A 22,319-nucleotide genomic window follows, 5' to 3' on the forward strand; every position below is an offset into this window, starting at 1 on the left:
TTGAGCAGTAATGTCTTGCTAGCTCGCCGGGGGAGGCGCTATGAGTATCAGCAATACAGTAACCAAGGAAGAAGAGTTTGACCTAGACATTGATTCAGCAGACATTGCTGAAGTTGAAGTAAAGCTCACTGCCGAAGACGATGACATCGACCAAGCGGAAGATATCCGTGAAGAGTTCGATGCCTCAACCAAAAGCTTAGATGCAACTCAGATGTATCTTAGCGAGATTGGTTTCTCACCTCTTTTAACCGCCGAAGAAGAAGTTCTTTATGCTCGCCGTGCTCTCCGTGGAGACGAAGCAGCGAGACGTCGTATGATCGAAAGCAACTTACGCTTGGTGGTGAAAATTTCTCGTCGCTATAGTAACCGTGGACTTGCTTTACTGGATCTTATTGAAGAAGGTAACTTGGGCTTGATCCGTGCGGTTGAAAAATTCGATCCAGAACGTGGATTCCGTTTTTCAACTTACGCGACGTGGTGGATCCGTCAAACGATCGAACGTGCGCTGATGAACCAAACTCGCACTATTCGTCTGCCAATTCACGTAGTTAAAGAACTCAATATCTATCTACGTACTGCACGCGAGCTTTCGCAAAAACTCGATCATGAGCCAACTGCAGAAGAGATCGCGGTTGAGCTAGATAAACCGGTTGATGATGTCAGCAAGATGCTTCGTTTAAATGAACGTATTAGCTCTGTTGATACACCGATTGGTGGTGATGGGGATAAAGCGCTACTTGATATTATTCCGGACATTAACAACTCCGATCCTGAAGTGTCGACTCAAGATGACGATATCCGTGATTCATTGATTGAGTGGCTTGAAGAGCTAAATCCTAAACAAAAAGAAGTGTTAGCACGACGCTTTGGTTTATTAGGTTATGAGCCTTCAACATTGGAAGAAGTTGGACGTGAAATTAACCTAACTCGTGAACGTGTTCGTCAAATTCAAGTTGAAGGCTTACGTCGCTTAAGAGAGATATTGGTTAAACAAGGCTTGAACATGGAGTCTTTGTTTAACGTGGAAGTTGAAGCTTAAAACAGACGTTTTGATGTTCATATTCTTGGTAGTAAAAAGGCACTCATTGAGTGCCTTTTGTCATTTGTAGATTTTATGTAAGTGTTAAAGAAGTTTCTTTAAACGATATAACTCTTCAAGCGCCTGACGAGGTGTTAAGTCATCTGGGTTGATGGCTGCTAGTGCATTCTCAACTTCACTTGGTTCAGGGATTAAACTGAGTTGGTTTGCAATATCAACTCTCGAGCTAGATTTCGCCGATGGTTGTCCTGTTTGTTGTAAGCTATGTTGCTCTAATTGAGTCAGCTTGCTGCGTGCATTTTTGATCACCGTTTTAGGTACGCCAGCTAGCCCAGCAACGGCTAGGCCATAAGATTTGCTTGCTGCGCCTTCTTGCACGGCATGCATAAAGGCGATGCTGTCTCCGTGTTCAACCGCATCTAAATGAACGTTAGCCAAATTAGGCAATACGTTTGGTAGCTCTGTCAGCTCGAAATAATGGGTCGCAAACAGGGTTAAGGCACCTATCTGTTTTGCTAGCCATTCCGCACTTGCCCAAGCCAGTGACAGACCATCATATGTACTGGTGCCACGACCAATTTCATCCATTAACACTAAGCTTTTTTCTGTCGCGTTGTGCAGGATATTGGCTGTCTCTGTCATTTCAACCATGAAGGTTGAACGCCCAGAAGCAAGATCATCTGAAGCGCCGATACGGGTGAAAATTCTATCGAGTAAACCAATTTGTGCTGATTCCGCAGGAACATAACAGCCAATGTGTGCAAGCAACGCAATCAGAGCGGTTTGACGCATATAGGTAGATTTACCACCCATGTTTGGACCCGTGATGATCAACATTTTACGCTGTGCATGCAGTTCTATCGGGTTGGCGATAAACGGATCATTCATTACTTGCTCTACCACAGGATGACGTCCTGACTGGATATGGATCCCCGGCGCTTCCGTTATGGTTGGTCGGCAGTAATCTAAACTTTCAGCTCGCTCTGACAGATTTTGCAATACGTCTAATTGAGACAGTGCGGAAGCGAGATTCTGCATTTGCTCAAGATGAGGAAGCAATAAGTCAAAGAGTTGTTCCCAAAGTTGCTTCTCCAAAGCCAGTGCTTTGGATTTTGAATTCAGTACCTTATCTTCGTGCTCTTTCAGCTCTGGAATGATGTAACGTTCCGCATTCTTTAATGTTTGACGACGAACATAATGTGGTGGAACAAGATGACTCTGACCACGGCTAACTTGAATAAAGAAACCGTGTACTGCGTTATAGCCCACTTTTAGTGTGTCGATACCGTGGCGGTCACGTTCGTCAGCTTCCAGTTTTTCCAGATATTCTGTGGCGCCATTTGCCAAATCACGCCATTCATCGAGTTCGGCATTGTAGCCTTCAGCAATGACACCACCATCACGGATTACTACTGGCGGGTTTTCTTTTATCGCACGTTCTAACAGCTCACACAGCTCATCCATTGGCTGAGTATAATCACGTAATTTCGCAAGATAAGGGTGTGCCAACTCCGCTAATGTATCGCTCAAATCAGGAAGTTGCTGCATAGCATTACGTAGACGAGCTAAATCTCTTGGACGAGCAGAACGCAGCGCCAGACGCGCCAAAATTCGTTCAATATCTCCGATCTGTTTTAATACTGGGTGAAGATCGGCGAATAAGCCTTGTTGTTTGATCTCTCCGATGGCATCCAGACGTTGATTGAGAGTGTTGATGCAACGCATAGGTTGGTGGATCCAACGTTTGAGCATACGGCTGCCCATTGGCGTTGCACAGTGATCAAGTATTTCCGCTAATGTATTGTCTGTTCCGCCAGCAAGGTTTTGGGTCAGTTCCAGATTACGACGGGTTGCGGCATCGAGAATCACAGACTGATCTTGGCGATCATAAGTTAATGAGCGGATATGCGGCAGTGCGGTACGTTGAGTATCTTTAACGTATTGAATTAAACAGCCTGCAGCACATAAGCCCAATTTTGCGTTTTCAACGCCAAAGCCAACCAGATCACGCGTGCCGAACTGTTGGTTGAGTTGTTGCTTGGCGGTATCAAGTTCAAATTCCCAAATAGGGCGACGACGATTAGCTTTGCGACTTGCCATCAGCTGAACTGGTGTGAAATCTTCAGGGAAAAGCAGTTCTCTTGGGGCTGTTCTTTGTAGCTCTGCTGCCATTGCTTCTTCTGTTTCTGGTTCGCTGAGCTGGAAACGACCTGAGGTTATATCCAAAGTTGCGTAACCGAATTTACCGTCGTGGTGGAAAATAGCAGCGACAAGGTTGTCGAGACGCTCAGAAAGCAACGCTTCATCTGTCACCGTACCCGGAGTAACAATGCGGACGACTTTACGTTCAACAGGACCTTTGCTGGTGGCAGGATCACCAATCTGCTCACAGATAGCGACTGATTCTCCCAGTTGAACTAATTTTGCCAAGTAACCTTCAACTGCATGAAATGGCACACCTGCCATAGGAATTGGCTCACCCGCCGAAGCACCACGTTTGGTTAGGGAGATATCCAACAATTGTGAAGCACGTTTGGCATCATCGTAGAAAAGCTCATAGAAATCCCCCATACGATAAAACAGCAATATCTCAGGGTTTTCTGCCTTGAGTTTAAGATATTGCTGCATCATTGGAGTGTGGTGCGAAAGAGACTCGCTCGGTTGATTCATGGCGTTACATCACTTGTTAGTATCGTTGGCAGTCCTTTTACTCTAACTATCAAACAAATAGTAACGAGCAAAGTCACGCATAAGGTCACTTAAAAACGGTGAGTGATGATAACAAATCCAGTAACGGCTGGGCAATTGTCCCCTTACAACTCTTGCTGCAAGGGGATACTAAAGAAGAGACTCTTTAGGGAAGAGTTCTTATTAAGAAAAAAGCCCTGAAGATAGGTAACGATCACCGCGATCGCAGATGATCGCAACCACCACAGACCCCGGGTTTTGCTTAGCGATTTCGATAGCAGCGTAGACCGCACCACCAGAGCTGACACCTGCGCAGATGCCTTCTTCTCGAGCCAGTGCTCGCGCTGTCTCTTCTGCATCGTTTTGATTGATATCCATCACTTGGTCAACATCAGCGGCGTTAAAAATACCCGGTAAGTATTCTTGTGGCCAGCGGCGAATCCCCGGAATTGCGCTGCCTTCTGAAGGTTGCAGACCCACAATATTCACATCAGGATTCTGGCTCTTCAGGTAGCGAGATACCCCCATGATAGTGCCCGTTGTTCCCATGCTAGAAACGAAGTGAGTAATTTTACCAAAGCTCTGTTGCCAGATTTCAGGGCCCGTAGAGTGAAAGTGAGCATCAGGGTTATCTGGGTTATTGAATTGATCGAGAACTTTACCTTTGCCTTCACTTTGCATTTGCAAGGCTAGGTCGCGAGCGCCTTCCATTCCTTGTTCTTTGCTCACCAGAATAAGCTCTGCGCCATAGGCTCGCATCGAATCTTTGCGTTCCTGAGTCGAGTTATCCGGCATGATGAGAATCATTTTGTAGCCTTTGATAGCGGCTGCCATGGCAAGTGCGATTCCCGTGTTTCCACTTGTTGCTTCAATAATGGTATCGCCGGGTTGAATTGTGCCACGTGCTTCCGCTTGGATAATCATATTCAGAGCAGGGCGGTCTTTTACAGAACCAGCAGGGTTGTTGCCTTCCAGTTTAACTAACACAGTGCTTTGGCTATCCGCCGCTAGACGTTGCAGTTTTACCAGAGGCGTTTGGCCTACATAAGCTTCGATGGTTGGAAAGTCAGACACAGTGTTCGCCTTTTATCTATTGTTAGTTGTTAATATTGTTAGTGGTTAATCTTGATCTTTGTTGTTTCTTTATGAATATGCGTTTCGCAACTGCTGACATTGTCTAATTCTTCTTCACTACAGCACAAGCCTCTATTCACAATGAGCATACAATTTATTGTTTGATAATATTCCAAAAGGTTCTATTTATACCCTTTGTTATAATCGTTTTATGCACATATTCTAGTCACAAAGGAAGCCACATCGGCAAGATGATTTTGGAGTATGAACATAATGAAAAAGATGAAGTCAGCACTCGCAGCTTTATTAATTGCGGGATCATTCAACGCCTCAGCAGCAGATCAAACAATATTGAACTCTTCTTACGACATCGCTCGTGAGTTATTTGCTTCATATAACCCATTGTTCGCTGAACACTGGAAAGAGAAAACAGGCAAAACGGTAGAGATCAAACAGTCTCACGGCGGCTCATCAGCTCAAGCTCGTTCAATTCTGCAAGGTCTATCAGCGGATGTCGTGACTTTTAACCAAGTAACAGACGTACAAGTACTGCATGACAAAGGCAAGTTGATCCCTGCTAACTGGCAAGAGCTGCTACCAAACGCAAGTTCTCCTTATTACTCAACAACTGCTTTCTTGGTTCGCAAAGGTAACCCTAAGAACGTTCAAGACTGGGGTGACCTAGCTCGTGCAGATGTTTCTTCTGTTTTCCCTAACCCGAAAACATCGGGCAATGCGCGTTACACATACCTAGCTGCTCTAGGCTACGCTCAGAAAGCGTTTGGTAAAGATAACGAAGCGAAGCAAGATGAATTCTTAAAACAATTCTTAGCGAACGTTGCTGTATTTGATACAGGCGGTCGTGGTGCGACAACTTCATTTGTTGAGCGCCAATTAGGTGATGTTCTCATCACGTTCGAATCAGAAGTAAATAATATCCGTAAACAATACGGTGAAGATAACTACGAAGTGGTTGTTCCAAAAACGTCGATTCTTGCGGAATTCCCTGTAGCGGTTGTAGAGCGCAATGCAAAACGTAACGGTACAACGGACGTAGCAACTGAATACCTTTCATACCTGTACAGTGAAGATGCTCAACGTATGCTGGCTGGTTTCAACTACCGTGTACACGATGAAACAGTAAAAGCTGAATTTGCTGACCGTTTCCCAGCGGTAGAGCTACTGACTGTAGAACAAATCATTGGCGGTTGGGATGAAGCTATGAAAACTCAATTCGCAAATGGCGCTAAGTTAGATCAACTACAACGTCGTTAATCGATCACTGCCGCCCCGCATTAGCATGTAGCTGAAATGGGGCGGTTATCTTTCTTATCCACTGGTTATATTGAGAGTTTATGAGCGGATCTGTTGTGACATCTCGCCCGAAGCATCATGGTTCACCTAAGAAAACCCGTGTTTTACCTGGTTTTGCTATTAGCTTAGGTATTTCATTGTTGTTTGTTAGCTTGATTCTGTTGCTACCAGCAACAGGTCTGGTGATGCAAACCAAGGGCATGTCTTTTAGTGAATACTGGCAAGTGATTGCAGACCCTCGTGTGGTAGCAAGTTATAAAGTGACGGTGATTTCTGCATTCGTTGCGTCAATCTTTAACGGTGCTTTTGGTCTTCTATTAGCTTGGGTGTTGGTTCGATACACATTTCCGGGGAAACGAATTCTCGATGCTCTAGTTGATTTGCCTTTCGCATTACCAACCGCGGTAGCAGGCATTACGCTTGCGACTTTGTACTCAAGCCATGGATGGATCGGTAGTGTGCTTGAAAGCATAGGTGTGAAAGTCGCGTATACCCCTTTGGGCATCATTGTCGCTATGGCTTTTACCAGTATTCCTTTCGTTGTTCGTACCGTACAACCTGTGCTTGAAGAAATTTCCCGTGAGGAAGAAGAAGCAGGAATGACCCTTGGTGCGTCTGACAGTGCAGTATTCTGGCGTGTCATTATGCCATCTCTATGGCCAGCTCTGATGGTGGGTGTTGCATTGTCATTTACGCGTAGCTTAGGTGAGTTTGGTGCAGTGATTTTCATTGCTGGCAATATGCCATACGTGAGTGAAATTACGTCCCTGATGATATTCGTTCGTCTGCAAGAGTTTGATTTCCCAGCTGCAAGCGCGATTGCTTCGATTGTACTACTGACATCGTTGTCACTGCTGTTAGTGATTAACCTTTGGCAAGGCGCGTATTTACGCCGAATTCACGGTCGATAAGGAGTTTATTCGCTATGTCTAGTCAAGGTTCAACTTCTAGATCAACAATTCAAAGACCTTTACGAGTAGGGGAGCAGCCTTGGGTAAAGTGGAGTTTAATCTCTTTAGCGCTGTTTTTTGTCGCAGTGCTGTTGCTGATTCCACTATTGAGCATCTTCCAACAAGCTTTTGCCAGCGGTTTAGAAACTTACATCACTAACCTGAGCGAGCCTGATACCTTACATGCTATTGGTCTGACTCTGCTGGTGGCTTTATTGACGGTGCCAATCAACTTAGTGTTTGGCGTGATGCTCGCGTGGTCTGTGACTCGTTTTGAATTCACAGGACGGAAATTTCTTACCACGTTAATTGATATCCCATTTGCGGTATCACCAGTAGTTGCAGGTTTGCTGTATCTGTTGCTTTACGGCAGCAGTGGTTGGTTAGGTGAATGGTTGTATGAACATGATTTGCAAATCATGTTTGCATGGCCGGGTATTGTGCTGGTGACAGTCTTTGTTACCTGTCCATTTGTTGCCAGAGAACTGATTCCTTTAATGCAACAACAGGGTCGTAGTGATGAAGAAGCGGCTGTTATTCTCGGTGCATCTTGGTGGCAACTGTTCCGCCGAGTGACACTGCCAAACATTAAGTGGGCATTGATTTACGGTGTGATTCTCACTAATGCTCGCGCGGTTGGGGAGTTCGGTGCCGTGGCGGTAGTGTCTGGAAACATCCGTGGTGAAACCAACACCTTGCCTCTGCATGTTCAGCTTCTTTATGAGGACTATCAATCCGAAGCGGCATTCGCAAGCGCATCCCTTTTGGCATTTATCGCTTTATTAACTTTGATTTTGAAAGCCTTTGTTGAATGGCGACAAGAACGAAATCATGTCATTGAACAAGAGCAGCAAGGAACGTTATGAGTATTCGTTTAGATAATATTTCGAAGCATTTCGGCAAATTTCAGGCACTTTCGCCACTCTCCTTGCATATTGAAGATGGTGAAATGATTGGCTTACTTGGCCCTTCAGGTTCGGGTAAGACAACGTTATTGCGTATTATCGCAGGTTTAGAAAGTGCCAATTCGGGTTCTATTCATTTCCGTGACCGTGATGTGACCAACGTTCACGTACGTGATCGCCGAGTGGGTTTTGTTTTTCAGAACTACGCACTTTTCCGCCATATGACTGTTGCTGATAACGTTGCGTTCGGTTTGCAGGTAATGGATCGTTCGCAGCGTCCTTCTCAAGCTGAAATCAATAAGCGTGTGAAGCAGTTGTTGGAAATTGTTCAACTAGGGCATCTAGCTGGTCGCTACCCAGAGCAGCTTTCTGGGGGGCAAAAGCAACGTATCGCACTGGCTCGAGCTTTAGCCACAAAACCTGAAGTACTGTTGCTTGATGAACCTTTCGGCGCATTAGATGCAAAAGTACGTAAAGACTTGCGTCGCTGGTTACGTAGTTTGCACGATGAATTGGGCTTTACCAGCGTATTTGTGACTCACGATCAGGATGAGGCTTTGGAGCTATCAGATCGTGTGGTGGTGATGAGTAATGGTCGTATTGAGCAAGTGGATTCACCAGTTGAGCTGTATGCGCATCCTAATAGCCGTTTTGTGTTTGATTTCTTTGGTAACGTCAATCAATTCAAGGCTAATTGGCAGCAAGAACAGTGGAATAATGGTGAAGCTTTTGTGCTGCCACCAGTCAATGAAGCGACTCGCAAAAATGGTCTGCTTTATGTACGTAGCCATGAACTAAGCCTATCGGCAAAAGAGAATAGCCAAGCATCATTGCCTTGTGAGGTTGTGTCTATTAACCCTGTTGGTGCAGAAGTACGCGTAGAACTGTCACCAATCGGCTGGCAAACGGATGAACTTTGGGAAGCTAAACTTTCTCATCGTGCATTGAGTGAGCAGCCTTTGAAGCGAGGTGATCAAGTGTTCGCATTGCCTCAAGTCGGTTACTTCTTCGCAGAAGATTCTCATCAAGCTCCTGAGGTTATACGCTGGCCGTTCTTAGCTCCGGGCAACTTGATGTTCGAAATTTAATTTTCTTTTTATACGCTTTAACAAAACCTGCTTTAACAAAAAAACTAAAGATACGAGGGTGCCAAATGGCACTCTTGTTGTTTCTGTAGTTGGCAATGCGTTAGCTATCAGTTAGCTTTATCGGATTAATAGTAGGTTAGGTGTTTGTAATGAATTCAATAGACCAATTAAGCCAACAACTGGGCGAGTTATTGCTTGAGCACAAACAAATTGTAGTGACGGCAGAGTCTTGTACTGGCGGTGGTGTGGCAAATGCGATCACGGAAATTGCTGGCAGTTCAGCTTGGTTTGACCGAGCTTTTGTCACCTACAGCAATGAAGCAAAACAAGAAATGATCGGTGTGCAAGCCGAGACACTAGAAAAATTTGGCGCAGTCTCTGAACCGGTCGTGATTCAAATGGTTCAGGGGGCATTAAAAAACTCTAACGCGACTATTGGCGTTTCGATCAGTGGCATTGCCGGTCCTACTGGAGGAAGTGTAGAGAAGCCAGTGGGCACTGTTTGTTTTGCCTGGGCTAATAAATCCGATTGGTTAAAGGTTGAAACGCAACACTTTTCAGGTGATCGCAGCGCGGTTAGAACTCAAGCTGTGATCCACGCCTTAGAAACAATTAAGCAGCATTTGTCATAAGTCTCTGACTTTTCGGCAAGTAGCAACTTTTTTCCATACAGGGGTGGACACTGTACAAATCAACAGTATAATGAGCATCATTCTGACAAAGTAAGTCAAACTCATTTGTAAGCATTCACGTATCACGCGAGTGACAGTCTGGAGAACGTAATGGACGAGAACAAACAGAAGGCGCTAGCTGCAGCCCTAGGTCAAATTGAAAAGCAATTCGGTAAAGGTTCAATTATGCGCCTTGGTGACAACCGTACAATGGATGTAGAAACCATCTCTACGGGTTCACTTTCTTTAGATATTGCTCTAGGTGCTGGTGGCTTACCAATGGGTCGTATCGTAGAAATCTACGGTCCTGAATCTTCAGGTAAAACAACGCTGACTCTTGAACTGATTGCAGCAGCACAGCGCGTAGGTAAAACTTGTGCCTTTATCGATGCTGAGCACGCTCTAGACCCAATCTACGCTCGTAAACTGGGTGTGAACATTGATGAATTATTGGTTTCTCAGCCTGACACTGGTGAACAAGCGCTGGAAATCTGTGATGCATTGGCTCGCTCTGGCGCAGTAGATGTTATGGTTGTCGACTCAGTTGCAGCACTAACGCCGAAAGCTGAGATTGAAGGTGAAATGGGCGATAGCCACATGGGTCTTCAAGCTCGTATGCTTTCTCAAGCGATGCGTAAGCTAACGGGTAACCTGAAGCAGTCAAACTGTATGTGTATCTTCATCAACCAAATTCGTATGAAGATTGGTGTGATGTTTGGTAACCCAGAAACAACAACGGGTGGTAACGCGCTTAAATTCTACGCTTCTGTGCGTCTGGATATTCGTCGTACAGGTTCGATTAAAGAAGGCGATGAAGTTGTTGGTAACGAAACTCGCATCAAAGTTGTTAAGAACAAGATTGCAGCACCATTTAAACAAGCAGACACGCAAATTCTTTACGGTCAAGGTTTTAACCGTGAAGGTGAGCTGATTGACCTAGGTGTTAAACACAAGCTGGTTGAGAAAGCGGGTGCTTGGTACAGCTACAATGGCGATAAAATTGGTCAAGGCAAAGCGAACGCATGTAAGTTCCTACGCGACAACCCAGAAGCAGCAGCGACTATCGATGCCAAACTGCGTGAAATGTTGTTGAACTCTTCTCTAGAAGCAACTTCATCTTCTGATGATGTTGAACAGTCTGTTGAAGAACAAGAAGAGTTTTAATCACTGTTGATGTTCATCATCATGGTGATAGTGAATTCTGAGCCCTGCTGATTAGCGGGGCTTTTTGTTATTCAGAGTGTTTGACTGTGCAATAAACATTTAAGTTTCTGTGTTTAGAGGTGATATGTATTCAAGCCCAAATAAAATGAGCTGCAAAGAGCGCGCACTGTATTTACTAACACGACGAGATCACGGAGAGTTCAAACTGTGGCAGAAACTCGTGATGAAGGGCTTTGAAGAAGATGAAGTACAACAAGCCGTTATCTACTGTAAAGAACATGGCTATTTGGATGATCAGCGCTTTGCTCGTAGCCAAGTGAGGCAACATATTGCTAAAGGTCATGGCGAAAGACGAATTCGTCAGGAGCTACAGCAAAAAGCCGTTGATAATGAAGCTGTTAATAGTGTCTTAGAGCAAGAAGAAGTCGATTGGTTTGAATTGGCGAAGCAAACCGCTGAAAAGAAATTCAAACAACTAAACACTCAAGATCAAAAAGAGTATGCCAAGCGAGTGAGATTCCTTCAGTATCGTGGCTTTAGCTTTGAGCAAATTCAATATGCGCTTTCTGAGGATGACAATGTTTAGCTTTGTGAGGTTCACCTTCATCAGAAGTTGACACGACTTGGTTTCAATCAATCCTACTCTTAACTTAATGACATTCCGTTAAATTTTAATTCTTGCTCGTCTTTTCTTTAAGAAAACTAGGCGAACTCTTATCCATGCTTTACAATAGCGCAAAATTCTAACTTGAGTATTTCAGGAAGAGCTGCATGTACATGAGCACGGATGAGGTTCGCCGCGCGTTCCTCTCATTCTTTGAAAGTAAAGGTCACCAAATCGTCGATAGTTCGTCTTTGGTGCCTGCTAATGATCCGACCTTGCTGTTCACTAACGCAGGGATGAACCAGTTTAAAGATTGTTTCCTAGGTTTAGAGAAACGAGCATACACTCGCGCCACAACAGCTCAACGCTGTGTTCGTGCTGGTGGTAAACACAACGACTTAGAAAACGTGGGTTTCACCGCGCGTCACCACACATTTTTCGAAATGTTGGGTAACTTCAGCTTTGGTGATTATTTCAAAGAAGATGCCATCAAATTTGCATGGGAATTTCTAACTGAAGTACTTGAATTACCAAAAGATCGCTTACTGGTAACGGTTTACCAGACTGATGACGAAGCATTCGAAATCTGGAACAAGCAAGTTGGTATTCCTGCTGACCGTATTATCCGTATTGGTGACAAACCAGGTGGTAAAGCGTACGAGTCAGATAACTTCTGGCAGATGGGTGATACTGGTCCATGTGGCCCATGTACTGAAATTTTCTATGATCACGGCGATCATATTTGGGGCGGTCCTCCGGGCTCACCTGAGGAAGATGGCGACCGTTTCATTGAGATTTGGAACAACGTATTCATGCAGTTTAACCGTCATGCTGATGGCACGATGGAACCTCTACCTAAGCCGTCTGTAGACACAGGTATGGGTATTGAGCGTATCTCTGCAATTATGCAAAACGTACACTCAAACTACGAAATCGATGTATTCCAAACACTAATTAAAGCCGCTGCTGAAGTGACTGGTCACCAAGATCTATCGAACCAGTCTCTACGTGTTGTTGCTGACCACATCCGTTCATGTGCTTTCCTAATCGTAGATGGCGTTATGCCTTCTAACGAAGGTCGTGGATACGTGCTACGTCGTATTATTCGTCGTGCAGTTCGTCACGGCAACAAATTGGGTGCACAAGGCTCATTCTTCTACAAACTGGTATCTGTTCTTGCTGATGTAATGGGCACAGCAGGTGACGAGCTTAAAAAGCAACAAGCAGTTGTAGAAAAAGTACTGCGCATTGAAGAAGAAAACTTCAGCCGCACACTTGACCGCGGTATGGCAATTCTAAATGAAGCTCTAGATAGCCTAGAAGGCCAAGAGCTTGATGGCGAAACAGTTTTCAAACTGTACGATACATACGGTTTCCCTGCTGACTTAACTAACGACGTCGCTCGTGAGCGCAACTTCACTATCGATGAAGCTGGCTTTGAAGCTGCGATGGCAGAGCAACGTCAACGTGCTCGTGAAGCTGGTCAGTTTGGTACTGATTACAACACGTTAATCAAAGTGGATGGCAGCACTGAATTCTGTGGCTACGGCGCAACAGAAGGTCAAGGCACTATCACAGCGATGTTCGTTGAAGGCAATGAAGTTGATTCTCTGTCTGCGGGCGACAAAGCGATTGTTGTGTTAGACGAAACACCTTTCTACGCAGAATCAGGTGGTCAATGTGGTGACGCTGGTGTACTAAAACTTGAATCAGGTTTGTTCAAAGTTGAAGACACACAGAAACTAGGCAATGCTTTTGCGCATCACGGTGTGCTCGTTGAAGGTGTATTTGCTAAAGGCGATAAAGTAACAGCACTCGTTGATGCTAAACGTCGTCTAGGAACGTCTCTTAACCACTCTGCAACTCACTTACTGCATGCAGCACTACGCCAAGTATTGGGTGAACACGTGACTCAAAAAGGTTCTCTAGTGAAACCTGAAGGTCTGCGTTTTGACTTCTCTCATCTTGAAGCGGTAACAGCTCAAGAGCTGAAAGAAGTAGAGCGTCTGGTTAACGAACAAGTGCGTCGTAACCATGTGATTGAAACGAATATCATGGATATCGAATCAGCGAAGAAAAAAGGTGCAATGGCACTGTTCGGTGAAAAATACGATGACCAAGTTCGTGTGCTTTCAATGGGTGAGTTCTCAACTGAACTGTGTGGTGGTATTCACGCTTCAAATACAGGTGATATTGGTCTGTTCAAGATCACTTCAGAAGGTGGTATCGCTGCAGGTATCCGTCGTATTGAAGCTGTTACTGGTGAGTCAGCACTTGATGTGATTGACGCTCAAGCACGTAAATATGAAGAGAAGCTTGTTGAAGCAGCGAATAAAGCAAAAGCGTTAGAAAAAGAAATTCAGAAGCTGAAAGATAAAATGGCAGCAACTGAAAGTGCCAACATTATGGGTAAATCTCAGGTGATCAATGGCACTAAAGTTCTTATCGCTGGCCTTGAAGGTGCAGACAGCAAGAACCTAAGAACCATGGTTGACGATATTAAGAATCAACTTGGTAGTGGTGTTGTTCTATTGGCTAACGTGGCAGACGACAAAGTCAGCCTAATTGCTGGTGTAACTAACGACCTGACTGGCAAAGTGAAAGCTGGCGACTTAGTTAAAATGGTTGCTGAACAAGTTGGCGGTAAGGGCGGTGGTCGTCCAGACATGGCTCAAGCTGGTGGTACTGATGTGTCAGCTTTGCCTGCGGCAATGCAAACTGTTCAGCCTTGGCTAGAAGAACGCTTATAAATTAATTATCTACGTCAGTTTCAACATGGGACTGATGTAGTTTAATTCCATTAACCAAGTGGTTTAGTTGGGTGGAGTTTTCCGCGCAGTTATCTACTTGGTTTTGTTTTTGTTATTACTAAACGAATTTATCGGTTGGATAGATGAGTTGGTGCGTATGAGACTTCGGTCTTGGGAAGGTGAATACTGGTGAAAAAGCCCCTTATCGTGCAAAAGTTCGGCGGAACTTCAATGGGTTCAATTGAAACAATCCATACTGTAGCTGAACACATCATAAAGGCGAAAAATGATGGTAATCAAGTTGTTGTAGTTGTATCTGCAATGTCGGGTGAGACGAATCGATTAGTGGCATTAGCCCAACAAATCGATAGTGTACCAACGGCAAGAGAACTTGATGTTTTGCTCTCTGCTGGTGAGCAAGTGTCTATGGCACTGTTAGCAATGACTCTAAATAAATTGGGTTTTGCTGCACGTTCACTAACCGGAGCTCAAGCGAACATTGTGACGGATAATCTGCACAATGACGCGACGATTAAGAACATTGATACACGAACGATTATCGAGCTACTAGAACAAGATCAAATTGTCATAGTAGCTGGTTTTCAGGGTGTTAATGAGAATGGGGACATCACCACGTTAGGACGCGGTGGCTCAGATACAAGTGCTGTGACACTTGCGGGAGCTCTCAAGGCTGACGAATGCCAAATCTTTACTGATGTAGATGGTGTGTACTCTTGTGATCCAAGAGTGGTACCTAATGCACAGAAATTAGATGTCGTTGATTTTCCATCTATGGAAGAAATGGCTCGTAAAGGTGCAAAAGTTTTACATTTACCATGCGTTCAATTCGCTTGGGACAATGCAGTTCCACTTCGTGTTTTGTCTACTTTTGATGTCAATGAAGGTAGCTTGATCAAAGGTGAATTGGGAACTAAACCTGTCTGTGGTATAGCCATTCAAAGAGATATGGCTTTGATTACTATCGACCATGAAGCGCTTTCAAGCCTGCAGAAACACTGCCAAATGTTAGGTATTGAAGTTTGGAGTGTGATCGAGGATACAGAATGGGCAGGAGTAGTTATAAAACTTGATGCTTGTGCTAAGTTGAAGCTGGTGTTCAGCGATAAAATCCGTAATAGTGAGCATGTGAGTTTATTAACCACAGTAGGTTTACAAGCCCCGAGCTTAGTTGACCGTTCTTTTGCATTACTAGCTGAACACGACATAAATATTCATTATGTTTCAACGACTTCACAATCATCTATGCTTATGTTAAGTCCAGAAAGTGTTAATTCAGCAGCTAATATTTTGCATGAAGCTTTTATAACTTCTGACGAACTATTAGATTTTCAACCTAGGCAAGTATCTTTAGGTTAATAAACCGCCATGAGAGTTTACGACAAGATAACTTCTGGTGGATAATAGTGTAACTGCAAGATAATTCAGAGATTACTCAAGGAGCAAAGAATGCTAATTTTGACTCGTCGTGTTGGCGAAACTCTAATGATCGGTGATGAAGTAACTGTTACTGTTTTAGGTGTAAAAGGTAACCAAGTACGTATCGGTGTGAACGCACCAAAAGAAGTATCTGTTCACCGTGAAGAAATTTACATGCGCATTCAAGCTGAAAAGGGCAATGGTAACGTTGCATCTGGCAACTACTAATTCTCAAAAAAGCTGGCTTTTTAGCCAGCCTTTTTTGTTTTTAAGAGGTGCTTTTTTTAATAAAAGTGTAATTTCATAGCGCTTTGATTAAATAGGCAACGATTGACTTGGTTTTTGCTATTTTTGCCAAGAAAATGTTTGACATATTTTTGGTAAATCGTAATATGTGCCTCCGCAAGACGGTGAGGTGGCCGAGAGGCCGAAGGCGCTCCCCTGCTAAGGGAGTATGCGGTTTATAGCCGCATCGAGGGTTCGAATCCCTCCCTCACCGCCATTCTTGCCTTGTTTGGGTTAGCAGCCAAACAAAGAACAAAGTGCGTCCTTAGCTCAGCTGGATAGAGTACCTGGCTACGAACCAGGCGGTCGGAGGTTCGAATCCTCCAGGACGCGCCATATTCTTTCTCTTGTTTTTATAACAAGTTATCGAATATGAATAATGCGGTGAGGTGGCCGAGAGGCCGAAGGCGCTCCCCTGCTAAGGGAGTATGCGGTTTGTAGCCGCATCGAGGGTTCGAATCCCTCCCTCACCGCCATTTATTGACCAAGGGTCAATTTTTTTGTTCTGAAATAAATTTAGTGTGATATGTTTCACACCCTGCGCGTCCTTAGCTCAGCTGGATAGAGTACCTGGCTACGAACCAGGCGGTCGGAGGTTCGAATCCTCCAGGACGCGCCACTATTTATCGTCTAAGATGATTGAGATAAGAGTCTTAGATGTTAGGGTAATGCCCTTATATCCCCTTCATAATTGAAGATATGATATTAAAAACTGCGCGCTCATAGCTCAGCTGGATAGAGTACCTGGCTACGAACCAGGCGGTCGGAGGTTCGAATCCTCCTGAGCGCGCCATTATTTAAGTTGATGATTATTTTCATTAACACCGTGCGTCCTTAGCTCAGCTGGATAGAGTACCTGGCTACGAACCAGGCGGTCGGAGGTTCGAATCCTCCAGGACGCGCCACTATTTATGTTTGAGATGATTGTGATAAGAATCTTAGACATCAGGGTAATGCCCTTATATCACGCTTCATAATTGAAGATATGATATTGAAAACTGCGCGCTCATAGCTCAGCTGGATAGAGTACCTGGCTACGAACCAGGCGGTCGGAGGTTCGAATCCTCCTGAGCGCGCCATAATTTAAGTTGATGATTGATTTCATTAACACTTCGCGTCCTTAGCTCAGCTGGATAGAGTACCTGGCTACGAACCAGGCGGTCGGAGGTTCGAATCCTCCAGGACGCGCCACTATTTTAAGCCTCGCATTTTGCGAGGCTTTTTCTTTTCTGCAATATCGCCATTTACAAAATTCTATTCTTGGTTATTTATGAGCGCTAAGTCACTGTTCTGCATCGAAGCTAAATGACTTTACCGCTTAGATCTCAAATTTCATTTCAAAACTTCATTAATCTATTTGTAAATCACAAAAATACATTCCCAATACCTTTATTTGCTTACAGTCGATTTGCGCTGTTTTGTTAGCTATGCCATAAATCTGGCACTCAGTATGTGGTGCTTCTAGAAGAGTGGTCTCAACTAAATTGACAATTTTTGAACAGTCGAGATAATTTTTGCTCACTTGTCTTAGCCAGTTATCTCGGTTTTTGACAATTGTTGTCAGGATGACAAAGAAAGGAAGCAACATGACAAATATTGGAAGCCTGCTAGTAGACGCGGCCACCCTGATGATTACAGGGATGGGCTTCGTTTTTCTATTCCTAACCATCTTGGTTTATCTCGTTCGGTTAATGTCTAAATTGGTACCACAAGAAGTACCTCAACCGATCAGTACACCTAACAAAAATAAAAAAGTACCAGTGAAATCTGCGGGCGTTAGTCCACAGGTTGTAGCGGCTATTTCTGCAGCGGTACATCAGCACCGCACTCTAGCTGCTGCTAAGAGTAGTAAATAATTAAAAGGAGTTAATAAGCATGTCTAAACCACTTGCCATAACCGATGTGGTCCTTCGTGATGCCCATCAATCTTTATTTGCTACACGCATGCGTATCGAAGATATGCTGCCGATTGCAGCAGAGTTGGACAAAGTTGGCTACTGGTCTCTTGAAACTTGGGGCGGCGCTACATTTGATGCTTGTATTCGCTTTTTGGGGGAAGATCCTTGGGAGCGTTTGCGTGAGCTGAAAAAAGCGATGCCGAATACTCCAATGCAAATGCTTTTACGTGGTCAAAACTTATTGGGATATCGCCATTACGCAGATGATGTCGTGGAAAAATTCGTAGAACGCGCTCATACCAACGGTATGGATGTGTTTCGTATTTTTGACGCGATGAACGATGTTCGTAACTTTGAAAAAGCAGTAAAAGCAACGATTGATGTTGGCGCTCACGCTCAAGGTACACTCTCATACACAACTAGCCCAGTTCACAATGCGGACACGTGGGTTGATCTTGCTAAACGATTAGAAGATCTAGGCTGTCATTCTTTGTGTATTAAAGATATGTCTGGCCTACTAAAACCGTATGAAGCAGAAGAGTTAATTACTCGTATTAAAGCTTCCTGTGATGTTCCATTGGCACTCCACTGCCATGCAACCACGGGTTTATCAACTGCAACGGCTGTGAAAGCGGTAGAAGCAGGGATTGATATTCTTGATACTGCAATTTCTTCAATGAGCCAAACCTACGGTCATACACCGACGGAAACGGTTGTCGCTATGCTGCAAGGTACTGAACGCGATACCAATTTAAAACTTGAGCAAATTGAACCTATTGCGGCTTACTTCCGTGAAGTACGTAAGAAATATGCTAAGTGGGAAGGTCAGCTTAAAGGTGTGGATTCTCGCATTCTTATTGCTCAGGTTCCTGGTGGTATGTTGACGAATATGGAAGGGCAACTAAAAGAACAAGGTGCGGCTGACCGTATTGATGAAGTTCTTGAAGAGATCCCTCGCGTTCGTAAAGATCTAGGCTACATCCCATTGGTAACGCCAACTTCACAAATTGTTGGTACGCAAGCGGTTATCAACGTATTAACGGGCGAGCGTTACAAGAGCATCACCAAAGAAACTGCTGGGTTATTGAAAGGTGAGTATGGGGCAGCGCCAGCGCATGTCAATGCAGAGCTACAAGCCCGTGTTCTTGAAGGTAAAGAAGTGATCACATGCCGTCCTGCCGATTTACTGCAAGATGAAATGGATCATCTGACTACTGACCTGCTAGAAAAAGCAAAAGCAGAGGGTATATCACTGGCGGAAGATACCGTTGATGATGTTCTTACCTATGCATTGTTCCCTCAAGTAGGGCTCAAGTTCCTGAAAAATCGTCATAATCCAGATGCATTTGAGCCAGCACCAGGAAAAGAAGTAGCAACTCCGGTTGCAGCAGTACCTGTAGCTAAAGCGGCTGTTGGTGGTATCGAAACATACAGCGTAAAAGTTGATGGTCATGTCTACGAAGTGGAAGTCGGCCCTCAAGGTCAACTGACTTCAGTCACGCCTGCAAGTGCAAAACCAGTTGCCGCACCAGTGGCTGCAGCAACGGATGCTGAAGATGTTTCTGCACCTCTTGCAGGCACAATCTTCAAAGTAAATGTGACGACAGGTGAAGAGGTCGCCGAAGGTGATGTGCTCGTTATTCTAGAAGCAATGAAGATGGAAACTGAAGTAAGAGCGGCTCGTGCTGGCTTAGTTCAGGATCTTCATGTGAAAGAAGGTGATGCTGTCGCCGTTGGTTCACCACTGCTGAGCTTAGCGTAAGGGAGAACCATGGACGGATTAATGACCTTATGGTTAGAAACTGGTATTGCAAACTTCGAACTTGGTCAGATTATTATGATCATGGTTGGATGTTTGCTCCTTTTTCTCGCTATTCGTAAAGGTTTTGAACCCTTGTTACTGCTGCCAATTGGCTTTGGCGCTGTTCTTGCGAACATACCAAATGCTGGCTTCACAGAGCCGGGTGGATTGCTTTACTACGTTTATCATGTAGGGATTGAATCGGGTGTCTTCCCGCTATTGATCTTTATGGGTGTAGGTGCAATGACGGACTTTGGGGCTTTGATTGCAAACCCTAAAACTCTATGGCTGGGGGCAGCAGCACAGCTAGGTATCTTTGCAACATTGTTTGGTGCGATTTTGCTTAACTATGTGCCAGGAATGGAATTCACCATGGCGGATGCTTCTTCGATTGCAATTATCGGTGGTGCAGACGGCCCAACAGCGATCTTCTTAGCAAGTAGACTTTCACCTGACTTGCTTGGTGCGATTGCCGTTGCAGCCTACAGTTACATGGCGTTGGTTCCGATCATTCAACCTCCGATCATGAAAGCATTAACAACGCCAGAAGAACGCCAAATTAAGATGGCACAACTTCGTCACGTTGGGAAAACAGAAAAAATCATTTTCCCATTGGTTGTTTTGCTGATGACTATCTTGTTCCTTCCAGCAGCAACACCACTTGTGGGTATGTTCTGTTTAGGTAACTTGATGCGAGAAGCTGGCGTAGTTGAGCGCTTATCTAAGACGGCACAAAACGAGCTGATTAACATTGTGACTATTTTCTTAGGACTTGGTGTTGGCTCAAAACTGCAGTCGGATAAATTCTTGAATTTGGAAACGCTAGGTATTTTGGTCTTAGGAGCTGCGGCATTCAGTATTGGTACTGCGGGTGGCGTTATTATGGCTAAGATTCTTAATAAGTTCTCAAAAGAAGATATCAACCCACTTATCGGTGCGGCAGGGGTTTCTGCGGTTCCTATGGCTGCGCGAGTTGTGAACAAGGTTGGTTTACAAGCTAACCCTCAGAACTTCCTATTAATGCATGCAATGGGACCAAACGTAGCAGGGGTTCTTGGCTCTGCGGTTGCGGCAGGTGTGTTACTTGCGTTGGTGGGTTAGAAGGGTTGCAAGTTTATCAACGTAGAACACGACTTACGGTTAACGCTTTAGTGGCATGAAACTGTAGTGTTTGCAAATATTGGTATATATTCAAAGGGATGCTGCAGCATCCCTTTTTTATTTTGCGCTATAGGGACAGTTGAAATGGAAAACAAGCAAATTGCTATTACCCAGTTTGGTGGGCCTGAAGTTCTTTCAATTTTATCGTCACCGATACCAGAGCCTAAAGCGGGTGAGGTATTAGTACGTGTGGCTTTTTCGGGGGTTAATCCTATCGATGTTAAAACTCGAGCTGGATTAGGCTGGGCTGCGGCGCAAAATAAAGACAAGCTACCATGGGTTCCTGGTTACGATATTGCAGGGCAAGTAATGAAGACAGGTGATTCTGTTTCTCGTCTACAGTCAGGAGATAACGTTGCTGGATTTGTTGGTTTTCCAATTCGCGGTGGTGGTTATAGCCAATACATTTGTGTTCCAGAAAATGAATTGAGTCTGGTACCTGATGCCGTGACTTTAGAAGCTGCCGCTGTTCTTCCTCTCGCAGGTCAAACTGCTGCTCAAGCTCTCAATAAAGCGGAAGTAAAAGAGGGCGATGTTGTGTTGATTCTCGCGGGTGCCGGTGGTGTTGGACATTTAGCTGTTCAGATAGCCATCGCAGCTAAAGCGGAAGTTTATACAACATGCAGCGAAAGCAATTTGGACTATTTGGCGACTCTTGGAGCTCACGCGATTAACTATCAGTTCGCTCCTGTATCCCAACGTATTGATAAAGTCGATGTGTTAATCGACCTTGTTGGCGGTGATGCTGCATTGGATGCTTTGAAATGCTTAAACGATAATGCTCGTGTGGTTACAGTGCCAACCTTAAGTGCTGAACTTATCTGCGAGAAAGCGAAAATGTTGGGTTTTCAAGCCACAGGGATGTTGGTTGATCCCAATCCTGAGCAATTAGACACAATGCTTTACATGGTCAGTGTTGGATTGTTAAAAACGGAAATTCAGAAAATTTATCCGATGGATGAAGTTCAACAAGCGCATAAGCAGATAGAAACTGGTCATACCCGAGGCAAAGTTCTGTTAGATATGAAATGATCGAGTTTTTCAACTCTCTGTTTACCCAATTTGCGCAGTTCTTCTCTGATTCTGCATTGTGGGTTCTTTTTTTTGGCGGCTTTTTGAGTGCAACTCTACTTCCTGGAGGTTCAGAAGCCGCATTGCTTGCCACCTTATCGCTGAATCAATATTCCGTCTTTTCTGTCATTACAATCGCAACGTTAGGTAACACCCTTGGTGGCTTAATTAACTATTGGTTAGGTTTGTGGTTGCCGAATCGAACTCAACAGCAAAAGCACGGTCATAAAGCTTTAGCATGGTTAACAAAGTACGGTTACTGGTCTTTGCTATTCAGTTGGTTACCTATAATTGGCGATCCACTTTGTTTAGCTGCAGGTTGGTTAAGAATGAAATTTTTACCTTCATTTGTCATGATTTTGATTGGCAAAGCGCTTCGATATTCCATTCTTGCCGCTCTTTTCTTTTTCTAAGGTTTT

At 44.4% G+C, this 22,319-nt stretch carries 18 protein-coding genes and 8 tRNA genes; 24 read left to right on the top strand and 2 right to left on the bottom strand.

Features of this window, described 5'->3' with window-relative positions:
- Positions 1-40: 40 nt before the first annotated feature.
- Entirely contained in the window at positions 41-1,039 is a 999-nt protein-coding gene (gene rpoS, locus ACOSVQ_RS13350) for an RNA polymerase sigma factor RpoS (RefSeq protein WP_491983035.1), read from the top strand.
- A gap of 84 nt (positions 1,040-1,123) precedes the next feature.
- Here rpoS and mutS read toward each other — a convergent pair whose 3' ends face one another.
- Together mutS and cysM are read right to left on the bottom strand one after the other, a co-directional pair.
- Positions 1,124-3,709 (bottom strand): DNA mismatch repair protein MutS, encoded by a 2,586-nt coding sequence (gene mutS, locus ACOSVQ_RS13355; protein ID WP_491983036.1) that lies wholly within the window; start codon positions 3,707-3,709, stop codon positions 1,124-1,126.
- A gap of 201 nt (positions 3,710-3,910) precedes the next feature.
- Positions 3,911-4,801 (bottom strand): cysteine synthase CysM, encoded by an 891-nt coding sequence (gene cysM / locus ACOSVQ_RS13360; protein WP_491983037.1) that lies wholly within the window; start codon positions 4,799-4,801, stop codon positions 3,911-3,913.
- 273 nt (positions 4,802-5,074) lie between these two features.
- Here cysM and cysP point away from each other — a divergent pair, with 273 nt between their 5' ends.
- The 23 genes from cysP (at position 5,075) to ACOSVQ_RS13475 (ending at position 22,313) form a co-directional block, all read left to right on the top strand.
- Complete coding sequence (gene cysP, locus ACOSVQ_RS13365; protein ID WP_491983038.1) at positions 5,075-6,076, top strand: thiosulfate ABC transporter substrate-binding protein CysP; 1,002 nt, start codon at positions 5,075-5,077, stop codon at positions 6,074-6,076.
- 80 nt (positions 6,077-6,156) lie between these two features.
- Positions 6,157-7,026, top strand: coding sequence for a sulfate/thiosulfate ABC transporter permease CysT (cysT, locus tag ACOSVQ_RS13370; RefSeq protein ID WP_491983039.1), 870 nt, complete (start codon positions 6,157-6,159; stop codon positions 7,024-7,026).
- 14 nt (positions 7,027-7,040) lie between these two features.
- Complete coding sequence (gene cysW, locus ACOSVQ_RS13375) at positions 7,041-7,931, top strand: sulfate ABC transporter permease subunit CysW (protein ID WP_491983040.1); 891 nt, start codon at positions 7,041-7,043, stop codon at positions 7,929-7,931.
- Positions 7,928-9,058: a sulfate/molybdate ABC transporter ATP-binding protein gene (locus tag ACOSVQ_RS13380; protein WP_491983041.1), complete on the top strand. Its 1,131-nt coding sequence runs from the start codon at positions 7,928-7,930 to the stop codon at positions 9,056-9,058. The genes cysW and ACOSVQ_RS13380 overlap by 4 nt, the downstream gene beginning before the upstream one ends.
- Positions 9,059-9,207: 149 nt before the next feature.
- The gene (pncC, locus tag ACOSVQ_RS13385; RefSeq protein ID WP_491983042.1) at positions 9,208-9,690 is read left to right on the top strand and encodes a nicotinamide-nucleotide amidase; all 483 of its coding nucleotides are present in this window, start codon (positions 9,208-9,210) and stop codon (positions 9,688-9,690) included.
- A 150-nt stretch (positions 9,691-9,840) separates the two neighbouring features.
- On the top strand, positions 9,841-10,893 hold the full coding sequence (gene recA / locus ACOSVQ_RS13390) for a recombinase RecA (RefSeq protein WP_491983043.1): 1,053 nt from the start codon (positions 9,841-9,843) through the stop codon (positions 10,891-10,893).
- 124 nt (positions 10,894-11,017) lie between these two features.
- Positions 11,018-11,479 (top strand): recombination regulator RecX, encoded by a 462-nt coding sequence (recX, locus tag ACOSVQ_RS13395; RefSeq protein WP_491983044.1) that lies wholly within the window; start codon positions 11,018-11,020, stop codon positions 11,477-11,479.
- Positions 11,480-11,664: 185 nt separating this feature from the next.
- Complete coding sequence (gene alaS / locus ACOSVQ_RS13400) at positions 11,665-14,247, top strand: alanine--tRNA ligase (protein WP_491983045.1); 2,583 nt, start codon at positions 11,665-11,667, stop codon at positions 14,245-14,247.
- A gap of 189 nt (positions 14,248-14,436) precedes the next feature.
- On the top strand, positions 14,437-15,624 hold the full coding sequence (locus tag ACOSVQ_RS13405) for an aspartate kinase (RefSeq protein ID WP_491983046.1): 1,188 nt from the start codon (positions 14,437-14,439) through the stop codon (positions 15,622-15,624).
- A 90-nt stretch (positions 15,625-15,714) separates the two neighbouring features.
- Positions 15,715-15,912, top strand: a complete 198-nt coding sequence (csrA, locus tag ACOSVQ_RS13410; protein ID WP_004415691.1) for a carbon storage regulator CsrA — start codon at positions 15,715-15,717, stop codon at positions 15,910-15,912.
- 181 nt (positions 15,913-16,093) lie between these two features.
- Positions 16,094-16,186, top strand: a tRNA-Ser gene (locus tag ACOSVQ_RS13415).
- 42 nt (positions 16,187-16,228) lie between these two features.
- Positions 16,229-16,305: transfer RNA gene (locus ACOSVQ_RS13420), tRNA-Arg, on the top strand.
- A gap of 47 nt (positions 16,306-16,352) precedes the next feature.
- Positions 16,353-16,445: transfer RNA gene (locus ACOSVQ_RS13425), tRNA-Ser, on the top strand.
- 66 nt (positions 16,446-16,511) lie between these two features.
- A tRNA-Arg gene (locus tag ACOSVQ_RS13430) sits at positions 16,512-16,588 on the top strand.
- Between the two features lie 97 nt (positions 16,589-16,685).
- Positions 16,686-16,762 (top strand) — tRNA-Arg (locus tag ACOSVQ_RS13435).
- Positions 16,763-16,797: 35 nt separating this feature from the next.
- Positions 16,798-16,874: transfer RNA gene (locus ACOSVQ_RS13440), tRNA-Arg, on the top strand.
- A gap of 97 nt (positions 16,875-16,971) precedes the next feature.
- Positions 16,972-17,048, top strand: a tRNA-Arg gene (locus ACOSVQ_RS13445).
- Positions 17,049-17,083: 35 nt separating this feature from the next.
- Positions 17,084-17,160, top strand: a tRNA-Arg gene (locus ACOSVQ_RS13450).
- A gap of 395 nt (positions 17,161-17,555) precedes the next feature.
- Entirely contained in the window at positions 17,556-17,825 is a 270-nt protein-coding gene (locus tag ACOSVQ_RS13455; RefSeq protein ID WP_491983047.1) for an oxaloacetate decarboxylase subunit gamma, read from the top strand.
- A gap of 19 nt (positions 17,826-17,844) precedes the next feature.
- A complete protein-coding gene (oadA, locus tag ACOSVQ_RS13460; RefSeq protein WP_491983048.1) occupies positions 17,845-19,629 on the top strand; it encodes a sodium-extruding oxaloacetate decarboxylase subunit alpha in 1,785 nt (594 codons plus the stop codon).
- Between the two features lie 9 nt (positions 19,630-19,638).
- Positions 19,639-20,769 carry a sodium ion-translocating decarboxylase subunit beta gene (locus ACOSVQ_RS13465; protein WP_491983049.1) on the top strand — a complete coding sequence of 377 codons (1,131 nt, stop codon included), beginning with the start codon at positions 19,639-19,641 and terminating at the stop codon, positions 20,767-20,769.
- A gap of 144 nt (positions 20,770-20,913) precedes the next feature.
- On the top strand, positions 20,914-21,861 hold the full coding sequence (locus ACOSVQ_RS13470; RefSeq protein WP_491983050.1) for an NADP-dependent oxidoreductase: 948 nt from the start codon (positions 20,914-20,916) through the stop codon (positions 21,859-21,861).
- The gene (locus ACOSVQ_RS13475) at positions 21,858-22,313 is read left to right on the top strand and encodes a YqaA family protein (RefSeq protein WP_491983051.1); all 456 of its coding nucleotides are present in this window, start codon (positions 21,858-21,860) and stop codon (positions 22,311-22,313) included. The genes ACOSVQ_RS13470 and ACOSVQ_RS13475 overlap by 4 nt, the downstream gene beginning before the upstream one ends.
- The last annotated feature ends 6 nt before the right edge of the window (positions 22,314-22,319 follow it).

It is taken from the genome of Vibrio sp. HM8-C (assembly GCF_058630515.1).